Annotated in this window: 10 protein-coding genes; 5 read left to right on the top strand and 5 right to left on the bottom strand. The window is 69.5% G+C overall.

Annotated elements, in window-relative coordinates; genetic code table 11:
* The first annotated feature begins 27 nt into the window (after positions 1 to 27).
* On the top strand, positions 28 to 1,245 hold the full coding sequence (locus BN940_RS07535; RefSeq protein ID WP_043681701.1) for an MFS transporter: 1,218 nt from the start codon (positions 28 to 30) through the stop codon (positions 1,243 to 1,245).
* Between the two features lie 84 nt (positions 1,246 to 1,329).
* Here the strand turns inward: BN940_RS07535 and ubiT are convergent, their stop codons facing one another.
* The 3 genes from ubiT to ubiU all read right to left on the bottom strand — a co-directional run bounded on the left by ubiT (position 1,330) and on the right by ubiU (position 3,976).
* Positions 1,330 to 1,854: a ubiquinone anaerobic biosynthesis accessory factor UbiT gene (gene ubiT, locus BN940_RS07530; protein ID WP_043681698.1), complete on the bottom strand. Its 525-nt coding sequence runs from the start codon at positions 1,852 to 1,854 to the stop codon at positions 1,330 to 1,332.
* Positions 1,855 to 1,892: 38 nt separating this feature from the next.
* Positions 1,893 to 2,846 carry a ubiquinone anaerobic biosynthesis protein UbiV gene (gene ubiV / locus BN940_RS07525; protein ID WP_084330570.1) on the bottom strand — a complete coding sequence of 318 codons (954 nt, stop codon included), beginning with the start codon at positions 2,844 to 2,846 and terminating at the stop codon, positions 1,893 to 1,895.
* Between the two features lie 74 nt (positions 2,847 to 2,920).
* Positions 2,921 to 3,976 carry a ubiquinone anaerobic biosynthesis protein UbiU gene (gene ubiU, locus BN940_RS07520; protein ID WP_084330569.1) on the bottom strand — a complete coding sequence of 352 codons (1,056 nt, stop codon included), beginning with the start codon at positions 3,974 to 3,976 and terminating at the stop codon, positions 2,921 to 2,923.
* Positions 3,977 to 4,301: 325 nt separating this feature from the next.
* Between ubiU and BN940_RS07515 the strand changes: the two genes are divergently transcribed.
* Complete coding sequence (locus BN940_RS07515; RefSeq protein ID WP_043681692.1) at positions 4,302 to 4,532, top strand: DUF2249 domain-containing protein; 231 nt, start codon at positions 4,302 to 4,304, stop codon at positions 4,530 to 4,532.
* A 4-nt stretch (positions 4,533 to 4,536) separates the two neighbouring features.
* Positions 4,537 to 5,901 (top strand): hypothetical protein, encoded by a 1,365-nt coding sequence (locus tag BN940_RS07510; protein WP_043681689.1) that lies wholly within the window; start codon positions 4,537 to 4,539, stop codon positions 5,899 to 5,901.
* A gap of 358 nt (positions 5,902 to 6,259) precedes the next feature.
* Here the strand turns inward: BN940_RS07510 and BN940_RS07505 are convergent, their stop codons facing one another.
* Complete coding sequence (locus tag BN940_RS07505) at positions 6,260 to 6,919, bottom strand: Crp/Fnr family transcriptional regulator (RefSeq protein ID WP_043681686.1); 660 nt, start codon at positions 6,917 to 6,919, stop codon at positions 6,260 to 6,262.
* A 69-nt stretch (positions 6,920 to 6,988) separates the two neighbouring features.
* Between BN940_RS07505 and BN940_RS07500 the strand changes: the two genes are divergently transcribed.
* The gene (locus tag BN940_RS07500) at positions 6,989 to 7,429 is read left to right on the top strand and encodes a YbaN family protein (protein ID WP_052355683.1); all 441 of its coding nucleotides are present in this window, start codon (positions 6,989 to 6,991) and stop codon (positions 7,427 to 7,429) included.
* Here BN940_RS07500 and hemN read toward each other — a convergent pair.
* Positions 7,411 to 8,841, bottom strand: coding sequence for an oxygen-independent coproporphyrinogen III oxidase (gene hemN / locus BN940_RS07495; protein WP_084330567.1), 1,431 nt, complete (start codon positions 8,839 to 8,841; stop codon positions 7,411 to 7,413). The genes BN940_RS07500 and hemN overlap by 19 nt on opposite strands.
* A 247-nt stretch (positions 8,842 to 9,088) precedes the next feature.
* On the opposite strand from hemN, the gene BN940_RS07490 reads away from it, so the two are divergent.
* Complete coding sequence (locus BN940_RS07490) at positions 9,089 to 11,989, top strand: monovalent cation/H+ antiporter subunit A (protein WP_043681684.1); 2,901 nt, start codon at positions 9,089 to 9,091, stop codon at positions 11,987 to 11,989.
* Position 11,990: the final 1 nt, after the last annotated feature.

The raw sequence follows: 11,990 nt of genomic DNA, 5'->3' as shown, positions 1-11,990 counted from the left end.
CACCGAAGCCTGGCAAAGGGTGACCCCATGACGCACCACGACTCGCAAACCACCGGCCAGCGGCTGACGTTGTGTGCGGCGCTGTTCGTGGTGGCCTACGCCGCTCAGACAGTCTCGCCGGTCATGCTGTTCTATACGTTCGACCTGCACCTGTCGACCACCGATCTGACGCTGTTCTTCACCGTCTACGCCGCCGGCCTGATGGCGGCCTTCCTGGCCGGTGGGCCGCTGTCGGACCGGTATGGCCGCAAGGCCATCGTGGCGCCATCCGCGGGGGTGCTGGCGCTGACGGTAATGGCGCTGCTGGGCGCAGCCCTGTGGGGCAAACCGGTGATCCTGGCGGCGCGATTCCTGCAAGGGCTTGCCAGCGGCGCGATCTTCACGGTCGGCACGGTTTGGCTGCGTGAACTGGCGGGCGAGGCCGACGCCCGGCGCGCATCGATGCTGGCCAGCAGCGTGATGGCGGCGGGATTCGCGGTCGGCCCGTTTGTCTCCGGTATTCTCGTCCAGTGGCTGCCCTGGCCCCGCATTCTCTCTTTCCTGATCGCGCTCGTCCTGGTATCGGGTGCCGCCGCGGTCGTGCGGACATTGCCCGAAACGGTGGCCGGACACGGGACGGCCCGCATCCGCATCGGGCTGCCTCCCGGCACGGCGGCCGGCTTCCTCTGGTTTCTGGCACCTTGCGGGCTGCTGGTCTACACCTTCACGATGTTGTCACTGATCGCATTTCCGATCCAGCTCGGCAAGGCCGGTTTCGGCCAAGTCTATTTCATCCTCGGGTTGAGCGCGATGCTGGTCCAGGGATTCGCCGCGTTCGCGGCGCTGCAGGCGTTTCGCTTTGGTCCGACCGGTGCCGGCTGCCTGGCTGGCCTGTGCGGGGCGGCCGGTTGCGCGTTGGGCTACCTGGCGGTGCAGCCTGGCGGCTGGCCCTGGGTGATCCCGGCTTCGGCGGCGATCGGCTTGGCCAACGGCCTGTCGCTGGCCGCCGGCGTGGCCGTGTCAGACACGCTCGCGCCGCCCGACCGGCGCGGCGCTCTGATCTCGATGTTCTATCTCGTCGTCTACGTCGGCTATTCCAGCCCGACGGTGCTGTCGCTCCTCTGGGGCCGACAGACAATGGAGCGCAGCGGCACCCTCATCGCCCTGGGTGTTTTCGCCCTCGCGGTCACGGCGGCCCTGGCTTCGGGGGGACGCATGGCCGTACGCCGCCATGGCGCACTGCGGGCGGCGCCGGAAAACGGCTGAAGGGATCGGGCGCACGAACTGCTTGCCGCGCTCCGGGCATCCGGCGGACTCCGGACCCGCCCCAGCCGCGCGGATCCAGGCAGATTACCGACCCCGGGCGATCCCGGCTCCGTCCGCGATCGGCCTGGCACGCGCCACCAGCCGCTGCCGCAGCGCCAGCGCGACATCACGCAGCACGGCCTTAGGCCGAAACACCGCCATATCGATCGAATCCAGCGTGTTCTTGACCATCAGGCCCAGTTCCGTATCGCCCTCGATCACCAGGCGGCGGCTGAAGAACAAGGTATCCGGGTCTTCCTGGCGCTGCAGCAGGCAATGGAAATCCCAGGCGTCGGCGCGGAAAGTCAGGTCGGGCTCGGCCTGCGTGTGCCGGGCCGCGCGGAAAGCGCCGTTGCGCCACGTGTAGTCGAAACGCAGGTCTGCATCCGCCACGTGGATGCGCAAGGAGCGGCCCTCCAGCATGTGCAAGGTGTCGGGGTGCAGATGGCGGGCCAGCACCAGGTTCAAGCCGGTGACAAAGAGCAGCGAACCCGGATAGCGGGGCAAGCGCCCGAGCACCCGGGCCAGGGGTTCGGGTATGCGGTAGGCGGGAGTCGTGGGGTTTTGCATGGTCGGGCTCATGAAAGGAATGGGGACATGGCGGGGTCTCACGCGGCGCTGCGCGCCTTGACCCCGGGAGCGCGCGCATCCGGGGCCTGCGAAACGACGACTTCTCCGGGCAGGACCATGTCCAGGCCCGCCCGGCCGTGCCAATAGCCATTGCAAGGGCCGGCCGGCATCAACGGCACCAGTTTCCGGTGCGCTTCGTCAGCCGTCTCGGCGCCGTCGAGCACGGCGCGGAAGGCGGCCACGACCTGATCCATGTGCTGGGACTGAGGGCTCAGCCGCACCACGTCCACGCCCAGGCCGCGCAATTCGTCCAGTGCGTGAATCAGCGTATAGACCAGCGCCGATTGGGTCTGGATCCCGTTGATCGTGAGAAAGGCCTGGGATTCCTTGGTTTCGAGCAGCAGGCCGTCCGGATGGTCCATGCAGACGTACTGGCAGTTGTCCTTGGGGAAATTGCGGTTGCGGGCCGTGAAGCAGCGGGCGGAAAAGGCCAGGGGCATGCGGCCATAGGCAAAGACCTCGGTCTGCAGGCCTGCGGGCCGGTCTTGCTGCAACTGCGCCAGGCCGGCGCGGCCCATTTCCAGCGGCATGACCCAGCGGACCGCGCCCTGGCCGGCGATCACGTCCAGGGTCGGCTTGCTGTAGACGTTGAGGAACGGCCCCCCTACGAACGGACGGCCCTGCATGCGGTGCACGGCCCCCATGTCGTTGGCTTCCACGGCATAGCGCCCGTTCTCGGAAATCTTGCGCAAGGTATTGAGATCGTTGCCCGATTCCAGCAGGACCTGGGTGGACAAGACGGGCGTCTTGCCGGCCTCGGCCAGCATGTCGGCAACCTCGATCCAGTCGGGCAGGCGCAATTCGTGACGGCGTGAACAGACGGTTTCACCCAGGTAGACGATGTCCACCGGCCAGTCACAGACGGCGGCATAGAATTCGAGGGTAGTGACGCGAGGCCAGTAATACTGGAGGGGCCCCAGGGCGATTTTCATGACGGTTTCCTTGTGTGCGGATGGCGGGGCGGCCCGCATCGTTTCCGATGCGTCCGGCGCATGCCCCGCAAAGATTATTTCCAGGGCCGGTGATAGGCGCCCAGCGTGTGCTGCTGGCCTTCGGCGACCTTGTTCAGTTCGGCCATCCAGGACGGATGCACCGAATAGCGGGACGGGCTGCTGCGGGCCTGGTCGATGGCCTGCCGCCAGACCCGGGTGACCTGGGCGGTATAGGCCGGGCTGCGCTGGCGGCCTTCGATCTTGATCGCCCGCACCCCCATGGCCATCAGCCGGGGCAGCAGTTCCAGGGTATTGAGGCTGGTGGGCTCTTCGAGCGCGTAGTAGTTTTCACCCGCAACGTCGAAGCGGCCCTTGCACAAGGTGGGGTAGCCGGCATTCTCGCCCTCGTCGTAGCGATCGATCAGCACGCCGTTCAGGCGCGATTCCAGGCCCTTGTCCGTCTGCTGCCAGCGCACGTGCTTGGCCGGCGAGCAGACGCCGTGCGTGTTGGGCGACTCGCCCGTGGCGTAGGACGACAAGGCGCAACGGCCCTCGACCATGACGCACAGGCTGCCAAAGCCGAAGACCTCGATCTGGACCGGCGTGTTTTCGCAGACCTGCTGCACCTGGGCCACCGACAGCACGCGCGGCAGCACGGCGCGCGCCACCCCGAAGCGCTCGTGGTAGAAGCGGATGGCCTCGTAGTTGGTGGCGGAGCCCTGCACCGACAGGTGCAGCCGCAGGCCGGGGTAGCGCTCGCAGGCGTAGGCCATCAGGCCCGGATCGGCCATGATGACGGCGTCCACGCCGGCGCCGGCCGCGCGGTCCACGGCGTCCCGCCACAGCTGCCAGCCGTCGGGCTGCGGATAGGTGTTCAGGGCCAGCAGCACCTTGCGCTTGCGGTCGTGGGCGTAGCGGATGCCCTCGGCGATGGCGGCGGCGTCGAAATTCAGGCCGGCGAAGTTGCGCGCGTTGGTCGCGTCGCGGAACCCCAGGTAGACGCAGTCGGCGCCTTCGTCCACCGCGGCTTTCAGGGCCGGCAGGCTGCCCGCGGGACAGACGAGTTCAAAATCCGACAGGTCGTGACGGGGCACCACGCCGGGACGGTGAGATTCGGGAAGGGCTGACATGGGAGGCGCATCCAGAGGATTCGTGGCGGGGCTAACCGCCGGGCCCCGCTTCGGCAATACCGGGAACTATGCCCTCTCGGGCGGCATCGGACCTTAATCCGGATCAAGAAGCGTGCATCCTGACTTTTGCACAGGGTTTTTGCCGCCAGGTCTTTCGCCGCGGGACAGGTTTGCAGCAGGATCTTTTTCTCTTGAACCCCCCCCAAGGCAGGAACGACCCCGCCGGACGGGGTAACAGCACCCGGGGCACGGTCTTGGCCCACGCCGGCCGGGGGATCGTGTAAGGTAACGCCACCGACGGCGCGCGCCCATTCCCGGAACCCCCATGGCCCCTCCTCCCGACCTGACCCTCGACGTACGTTCGATGCCCCCGCCCGAGCCGCTGGAACATTGCCTGGAAGCCCTGGCCGATCTGGCCCCGGGCCAGCGCCTGCACATGCTCATCGACCGCGAGCCGTATCCGCTCTACACCATCCTGGACCGCGACGGCTTCCAGCATTGCTGCACCTTCGAGGACACGCACTTCCAGGTCACGATCTGGTACGACGCAAAATAAGACGATGCAGCGCGCCCTGGATTTCGACAAGACGCCCGCGCTGGGCGTGCCCCTGCCCTTTTTCCTGAACGTGCCGCTGTTCGCCCTGCTGGCCGGCCTGCTGGCCGCCTGGGCCGGGCCGCAGGCCTTCGCCTCGCGCTGGAACGGCGCCGCGCTGGCCCTCACCCACCTGTGGACCCTGGGCGTGCTGGGCAGCGCCATGCTGGGCGCCCTGCTGCAGATCCTGGCGGTCGCCTGCAACGTCCCGGTGGGCGCCGCCCGCGCGGTCGCGGGCCTGACGCACGCGCTGCTGACCGCCGGCACGCTGCTGCTGGCGGCGGGTTTCCTGGGCTGGTGGCCGGCCGCCTGGGTCGGCGCCGCCACCCTGCTCGGCCCGGCCTTCGCGCTGTACCTGGCGGCCGTGGCGCGGGCGCTCTGGCGGCACCGGCGCCAGGTCTACAAGGGCGCCCGGGAAATCCTCGTGCCGGTGCGCGGGGCGCTGATCGCCCTGTCCTGTACGGTGCTGATCGGCCTGGTCCTGGCGCTGTCGCTGGGTCTGGGATGGCCCCTGCCCGACTGGATCGACGCCCACGTGCTGTGGGGTCTGGCCGGCTGGGGCGGCCTGCTGCTGATGGGCATGTCCTTCCAGCTGCTGCCGATCTTCCAGGTGACGGAGCTCTACCCCAAGCCGCTCTCGCGCTGGCTGCCGCTGCTGATCCCTGGCCTGCTGCTGGCCTGGACGGCGCTGGACGCCTCCGCCGGCCTGCCCCGGCTGATGCGGGAAACGGCGGAACTGTTGCTGGTCGGCGCCTACGCGCTGTGGGCCGGCGTCACGCTGCGGCTGCTGTGGACGCGCAAGCGGCCGGCGCCGGAGGCCACGACGCTGTTCTGGTACGCGGGCATGCTCAGCCTGCTGGCCTGCGCGCCGCTCTGGATCTGGATGACGCACGGGCAGTCCCCGCGCGCGGCCGCGGTGCTGGGCGTGATGATGATCGCGGGGGTGCTGGGCTCGGTGGTGAACGGGATGCTGTACAAGATCGTGCCCTTCCTGCTGTGGAAGCACGCCCAGGACGCCATGATCGTGCCCGACCGCGACCCGGCCCAGGCGCGCGTCTACCTCAAGGTCCTGCCCAAGATGGCCGCCTACATCGGCGAGCGCCCGGCCCGCTGGCAATGGGCCGCCCATGTCGTCGTGGTCCTGTGCTGGGCGCTGGCGGCGGCCGGCTGGGTGCCGGCGGCGCTGGCGGCCGGCCCGCTGCAGATCGTCTCGGCGGCGGCCCTGGCCTGGAACATCGGCCGCGCGCTGCGGCTCTACCGCAGGACGCTGCGGGCGATGGCGGCGCTGCCGCATCATGCCCCCACGTCGCGGCCTGCAGGCCGCTCAGGATAGACCGCAGGTTTCCCTCAACCGCGGCATCCCTCCACGTCGCGGCCTGCAGGCCGCTCCGGATAGACCGCAGGTTCCCCCCAACCGCGGCATCCCCCCACGTCGCGGCCTGCAGGCCGCTCCGGATAGACCGCAGGTTCCCCCCAACCGCGGCATCCCCCCACGTCGCGGCCTGCAGGCCGCTCCGGATAGACCGCAGGTTCCCCCCAACCGCGGCATCCCCCCACGTCGCGGCCTGCAGGCCGCTCCGGATAGACCGCAGGTTCCCCCCAACCGCGGCATCCCCCCACGTCGCGGCCTGCAGGCCGCTCCGATTCGTCAGGCACGTGACAGTCCGCAGGGGACTGTCACGTGTCCTGACTCATCCCTTATAATTCTTCAGTCCGTTGGGGTCCAGGATGGTGTATTCGCGGCCGCGCACGCGGATCAGGCGGCGGTCGCTCAGGTCGCGCAGGATGCGGGAGAAGTGCTCCGGCGTCAGGTTCAGGCGCGAGGCGACGATGGCCTTGCTGATCTCGATGCGGAAGGGCTGGCCGACCTCGCCGCGCCATTCGCGCAGCAGGTAGGTGATCAGGCGCTGGGCGCCGGTGTGCAGGGTGTAGGCCTCGACGTCGCCCATCAGGCTGTACAGGCGCCGGCTCAGGCCGGCCAGCATCTTGCGCGCCATGCCCGGGTTGCGGTCCAGCTGGTCGAACAGCGCGTCGCGCCCCACGTGCAGCAGCAGGGTGTCGCGCAGGGCCTCGGCGGTGACGATATAGTCCTGGCCCATGAACATCAGCGCCTCGCCGAAGCCGTCGCCCGGCCCGATCAGGCGCACGACGCGCTCCACCCCCGAATTCGAGACGAACAGCAGCTTCACCTGGCCGTAGACCACCACGTGGAAACCCACGCACGGGTCGCCGCGCCGGAAGATGATGTCCCCGCGCACGGCGCTGATCTCGCTGGTGCCCCGGGCGATGGGCTCCAGGTCCTGCGGCGGCAGTTCGTTGAACAGCGGCACCTGCGAAAGCAGGTCGCGCATCCGCGCGTGGCGCGAGCGGTCGTCTCCGCCGCCCCGCGGGCGCCACGGATTGATAGAATCGCCAGTACGATGATCCGCGCCCTCTTTACCTTCCTGGGCTGCGTGGCCCTGGCTCTGGGCGTGCTGGGCATCTTCCTGCCCCTGCTGCCCACCACCCCGTTCCTGCTGCTGGCGGCTTTCTGCTTCCTGCGCGGCTCGGCGCGCATGCATGCCTGGTTGATGTCCCATCGCATCCTCGGTCCGTACATCCGCGACTTTCAGGCGGGGCGCGGCATCCCCTTGCGCAGCAAATGCATTGCCCTGGCCTTGATGTGGCCTTCTCTGGCCCTGTCGGCCTGGTTCATGCCGGTGCCCTGGGCGCGCTGGCTGCTGCTGATCCCGGGCATCGGCGTGACGTTCTATCTGTGGCGCCTGCCCACCCGCCCGGGCGGATGGGCGGGCAACGTGCCGGACGGCCCCGATCGGAGCCGTCCCGAGCCGACCTGCCCTGATCAGATCAACCGGGAATAGGTCGCCACCCGCGGGCGGCGGATGTATTGATCGAACACCATCGCCAGCGCCCGCACGAACACCCGGCCCTTGGGCAGCACCCGCAGTCCGCGCGCGTCCAGTTCCAGCAGGCCGGCGTCCGCGTAGGGACGCAGGCGGTCCAGCTCATCCGGGAAACAGGACTCGAAGGAGCGGCCGTGATGCGCCTCGAAGGCGGCGAAGTCCAGCGGCATGCTGCACATGATGGTCATGATGACCTCGCGGCGCAGGGCGTCCTCGGGGCTCAGGTCGAGGCCCTTGGCCGTGGGCAGCTCGCCGCGGGCGAGGCAGTCGCGGTAGGCGTTCAGCGAATGGTGGTTCTGGATGTAGGCGTCGCCGATCTTGCCGATGGCCGAAATGCCGAACCCCACCAGGTCGCATTCCGCGCGCGTGGTGTAGCCCTGGAAATTGCGGTGCAGGCTGTGGTTCAGGCGCGCCAGGTTGAGCTCGTCGTCGGGCTTGGCGAAGTGGTCCAGCCCGATGTAGACGTAGCCCGCCGCCAGCAGGCGGCGCACCGACATCAGGAAGATGCCCATGCGCGTGTCGGCGCTGGGCAGGTCTTCGGCGTGGATCAGGCGCTGCGCCTTGAAGCGGTCGGGCAGGTGGGCGTAGTTGTAGAGGGCGATGCGGTCGGGCGAGAGTTCGATCAGCTGGTCCAGGGTGCGGCTGAAGCTGTCCAGGGTCTGCTTGGGCAGGCCGTAGATCAGGTCGGCGTTGATGGACTGGAAGCCGTTGTCCCGGCTGGCCTGCAGGGCCGTGCGCACCATGTCGTAGGGCTGGATGCGGTTGACCGCCGCCTGCACCAGCGGATCGAAGTCCTGGACGCCGAAGCTGGTGCGGTTGAAGCCCAGCCCGGCCAGCATGGCGAGCGAGGCGGGCGTGACGGTGCGCGGGTCGATCTCCACGCCCAGCTCGGCGTCGGGGGTGAAATCGACATGGCGCCGGATGCGGTCCATCAGCGCGGTCAGTTCGGCCGCGCTCAGGAAGGTCGGCGTGCCGCCGCCCAGGTGCAGCTGCACCGCGCGCCTGTGGCGGCCCAGGTGCGGGCCGACCTGGTCCATTTCCTGGTACAGGATGTCCAGGTATTCGGCCGAACGGCTGTGGTCCTGGGTGATGATCTTGTTACAGGCGCAGAAATAGCACAGCGATTCGCAGAACGGCAGGTGCACGTAGACCGACAGGGGCGGCGCCTGCTCGGCCGCCGCCCGGCGGTCCAGGTGGGCGATGTAGGCCGACGCCGGGTATTCCTGCCGGAAGCGGTCGGCCGTCGGGTACGAGGTGTAGCGCGGGCCGGACTGGTCGAAGCGGCGGATCAGGGCCTCGGAGATTTCCAGGTCGGGAAAGGCGATGGTCTCCGGATCGGAGGCTGCGACAGGGGATTCGGTGGTCGTCATTGATGATGGATTCCTGCGACAAGGCCGCCCCGGCAACCGGGGACCGGTGTTTCAGGCGGCATTGTTCTACATTTCAACATAGTGTCCCGCAAAAGTGGACAAACCAACTTGACTCAAGTCAAGGGGGCGTCTTCGCGTATCATTGGGGGCTTCCGGACGCGCCCGCCCGGGCCCGGCGCCCGCGCCGGGCACCCCGCCCGGCGGGCGCCTCGGGCCGCCCTTTCCCGATTCCCGTATCATCCCGTCCATGCTCCTGACCCTGATCCTCGCGATCCCGTTTGCCGGCAGCCTGTGCGCCTCGCTGCTGCCGGCGACCGCGCGCCGCGCGGGGGCCTGGCTGGCGGGCGGCAGCGCGCTGGCCTGCCTGGTCCTGACGCTGTGGCTCACGCCCGGGGTCGCCGCCGCGGGCGTCATCAAGCTCAGCCTGCCCTGGATCCCGACCCTGGGGGTGGACCTGACCCTGCGCATGGACGGCTACGCCTGGCTGTTCTCCGTGATCATCTCGGCCATGGGCGCCCTGATCGCCCTGTACGCCCACTACTACCTGTCGGCCCAGGACCCGGTCCCGCGGTTCTTCGCCTTCCTGCTGAGCTTCATGGGCGCCATGCTGGGCGTGGTGCTGGCCGGCAACCTGATCCAGCTGCTGGTGTTCTGGGAACTGACCAGCCTGTCCTCGTTCATGCTGATCGGCTACTGGCACCACCGCATGGACGCGCGCCGCGGCGCGCGCATGGCCCTGCTGGTGACCGGCACCGGCGGCTTCTGCCTGCTCGCCAGCATGCTCATCATCGGCCACATCGTCGGCAGCTACGACCTGGACGCGGTGCTGGCGGCCGCCACGGCGATCCGGGGGCACCGCTGGTATCCGATCCTGCTGGTGCTGCTGGCCGTGGGCGCGCTCACGAAAAGCGCCCAGTTCCCCTTCCATTTCTGGCTGCCCAACGCCATGGCCGCGCCCACCCCGGTGTCGGCCTACCTGCACTCGGCCACCATGGTGAAGGCGGGCGTCTTCCTGCTGGCGCGCTTCTGGCCGATCTTCTCGGGCACCGACTGGTGGACCTGGATCATCGGCGGCGCGGGCCTGTGCTCGCTGCTGCTGGGCGCCTACGCCGCCACCTTCCAGCGCGACATGAAGGGCGTACTGGCCTATTCCACCATCAGCCACCTGGGCCTGATCACGCTGCTGCTGGGCATGAACAGCCGCCTGGCCCTGGTGGCCGCGGTCTTCCACATCATCAACCACGCCACCTTCAAGGCGTCCCTGTTCATGGCGGCCGGGATCGTGGACCATGAAAGCGGCACCCGCGACCTGACCCGCCTGTCCGGCCTGCGCACCCTGATGCCGCTGACCGCGACGCTGGCCATGGTGTCGGCCGCGGCCATGGCGGGCGTGCCCCTGCTCAACGGCTTCATCTCGAAGGAAATGTTCTTCGCCGAAACCGTCTTCGTCACCGGCCACTGGGCCAGCCGCTGGGGCCTGCCGATCGCCGCCGTGGTGGCCGGCGCCTTCAGCGTGGCATATTCGCTGCGCTTCATCCTGCAGGTGTTCTTCGGCCCGCCGGCGACGGAACTGCCGCGCACGCCGCACGACCCGCCCCGCATGATGCTGATCCCCTGCGCGGTGCTGGTGCTGTTCTGCCTGGCCGTCGGCATCCTGCCCGCGCTGATCCTCGAACCCGTCCTGACGCTGGTCATGCGCGCCCTGCTGGGCGAGCGCACGCCGGTCTACGACCTGCAGCTCTGGCACGGCCTGAACCTGCCCCTGCTGATGAGCCTGGCCGCCATGGTCGCCGGCATCGGCCTGTACCTGGCGCTGCGCAAGCGCGACCGCCGCGCGCCGGGCCAGGTGCCCCTGATCTACCGCCTGGACGGACGCCAGTCCTTCGAGGCCGCCCTGGAAGCCATCGACGCCGGCTCGGCCTGGCTGCTGAGCGGGCTGCAGACCCAGCGCCTGCAGCCCCAGGTGCTGCTGCTGATGCTGGCCGTCGGGGCGGTGGCGCTGCTGCCGCTGCTGCCGGGCGGCTGGTGGCCGCGCACCACCGCCACCACGCCGGCGCAATGGTCCTTCGGCCTGATGTGGCTGGCGGGCGGCGCCTGCGCCCTGGCCGCGGCCTACCAGGCCAAGTACCACCGCGCCGCCTCGCTGATGCTGGCCGGCGCGGCCGGCCTGGTCACCTGCGTCACCTTCGCCTGGCTGTCGGCCCCGGACCTGGCCCTCACCCAGCTCACGGTCGAGGTCGTCACCACCGTGCTGATCCTGCTGGGGCTGCGCTGGCTGCCGCCGCGCATCGAGGAATTCCCCGGCCCCACGCCCCGCGCGACGCGCTGGCGCCGGCGGCGCGACTTCCTCGTGGCCGTGGCCGCGGGCGCCACGATGGCGGTGCTGGCCTACGTCATGATGACGCGACCCTCGGCGCACGACAGCATCGCCGCCTATTTCGTGCAGCAGGCCTGGCCGCTGGGCGGCGGCGCCAACGTGGTCAACGTGATCCTGGTCGATTTCCGCGCCTTCGACACCTTCGGCGAGATCACCGTGCTCGGAGTCGTGGCCCTGAGCGTCTACGCGCTGCTGCGGCGCTTCCGGCCGCCGGCCGAAACCATCGCCGCGCCGCTGCGCCACCGCGGCGGCGCGCCGGCCGCCTTCGAGGAGCCCGACCTGCACGCGCCCCTGCCCGAAGGCACGATGCGCGTGCCCGCCGTCCTGGTGCGGCTGCTGCTGCCGGTCTCCACCCTGATCTCGCTGTACTTCCTGCTGCGCGGCCACAACCTGCCGGGCGGCGGCTTCATCGGCGGGCTGATCATGGCCACCGGCATCATCCTGCAGTACATGGTGGGCGGCATCCTCTGGGTCGAGGCCCGCCCCCTGATCCGGCCGCAGGCCTGGATCGCCCTGGGCCTGCTGGTGGCCGGCGCCGCCGCCATGGCGGTGTGGTGGGTCGGCAAGCCCCTGCTCGCCGCCCATGCGCTGGACCTGGACCTGCCCCTGGCCGGCCGCCTGCACCTGTCCAGCGTGCTGCTGTTCGACCTGGGCGTGTACATGCTGGTGGTGGGCGCGACGGTCCTGATGATCATCGCCCTGGCGCACCAGTCCCTGCGCTTCTACCGCAAGCTCGCCGAAGCCGCGGACGCCGCCCTGAAGGAGTCCTGAC

The sequence above is a fragment of the Castellaniella defragrans 65Phen genome (assembly GCF_000612685.1).
In the GTDB taxonomy this organism is placed as follows: Bacteria; Pseudomonadota; Gammaproteobacteria; order Burkholderiales; family Burkholderiaceae_B; genus Castellaniella; species Castellaniella defragrans.
Note: the sequence above shows the minus strand (reverse complement) of the source record. Positions and strands in the feature narration are given on the sequence as shown.

Coding starts and splice junctions, on each gene's coding strand:
- ubiU (WP_084330569.1), bottom strand. CDS start 3,976: ATGTCAGCCCTTCCCGAATCTCACCGTCCCGGCGTGGTGCCCCGTCAC.
- BN940_RS07515 (WP_043681692.1), top strand. CDS start 4,302: ATGGCCCCTCCTCCCGACCTGACCCTCGACGTACGTTCGATGCCCCCG.
- BN940_RS07490 (WP_043681684.1), top strand. CDS start 9,089: ATGCTCCTGACCCTGATCCTCGCGATCCCGTTTGCCGGCAGCCTGTGC.
- ubiT (WP_043681698.1), bottom strand. CDS start 1,854: ATGCAAAACCCCACGACTCCCGCCTACCGCATACCCGAACCCCTGGCC.
- ubiV (WP_084330570.1), bottom strand. CDS start 2,846: ATGAAAATCGCCCTGGGGCCCCTCCAGTATTACTGGCCTCGCGTCACT.
- BN940_RS07500 (WP_052355683.1), top strand. CDS start 6,989: ATGATCCGCGCCCTCTTTACCTTCCTGGGCTGCGTGGCCCTGGCTCTG.
- BN940_RS07510 (WP_043681689.1), top strand. CDS start 4,537: ATGCAGCGCGCCCTGGATTTCGACAAGACGCCCGCGCTGGGCGTGCCC.
- hemN (WP_084330567.1), bottom strand. CDS start 8,841: ATGACGACCACCGAATCCCCTGTCGCAGCCTCCGATCCGGAGACCATC.
- BN940_RS07535 (WP_043681701.1), top strand. CDS start 28: ATGACGCACCACGACTCGCAAACCACCGGCCAGCGGCTGACGTTGTGT.
- BN940_RS07505 (WP_043681686.1), bottom strand. CDS start 6,919: ATGCGCGACCTGCTTTCGCAGGTGCCGCTGTTCAACGAACTGCCGCCG.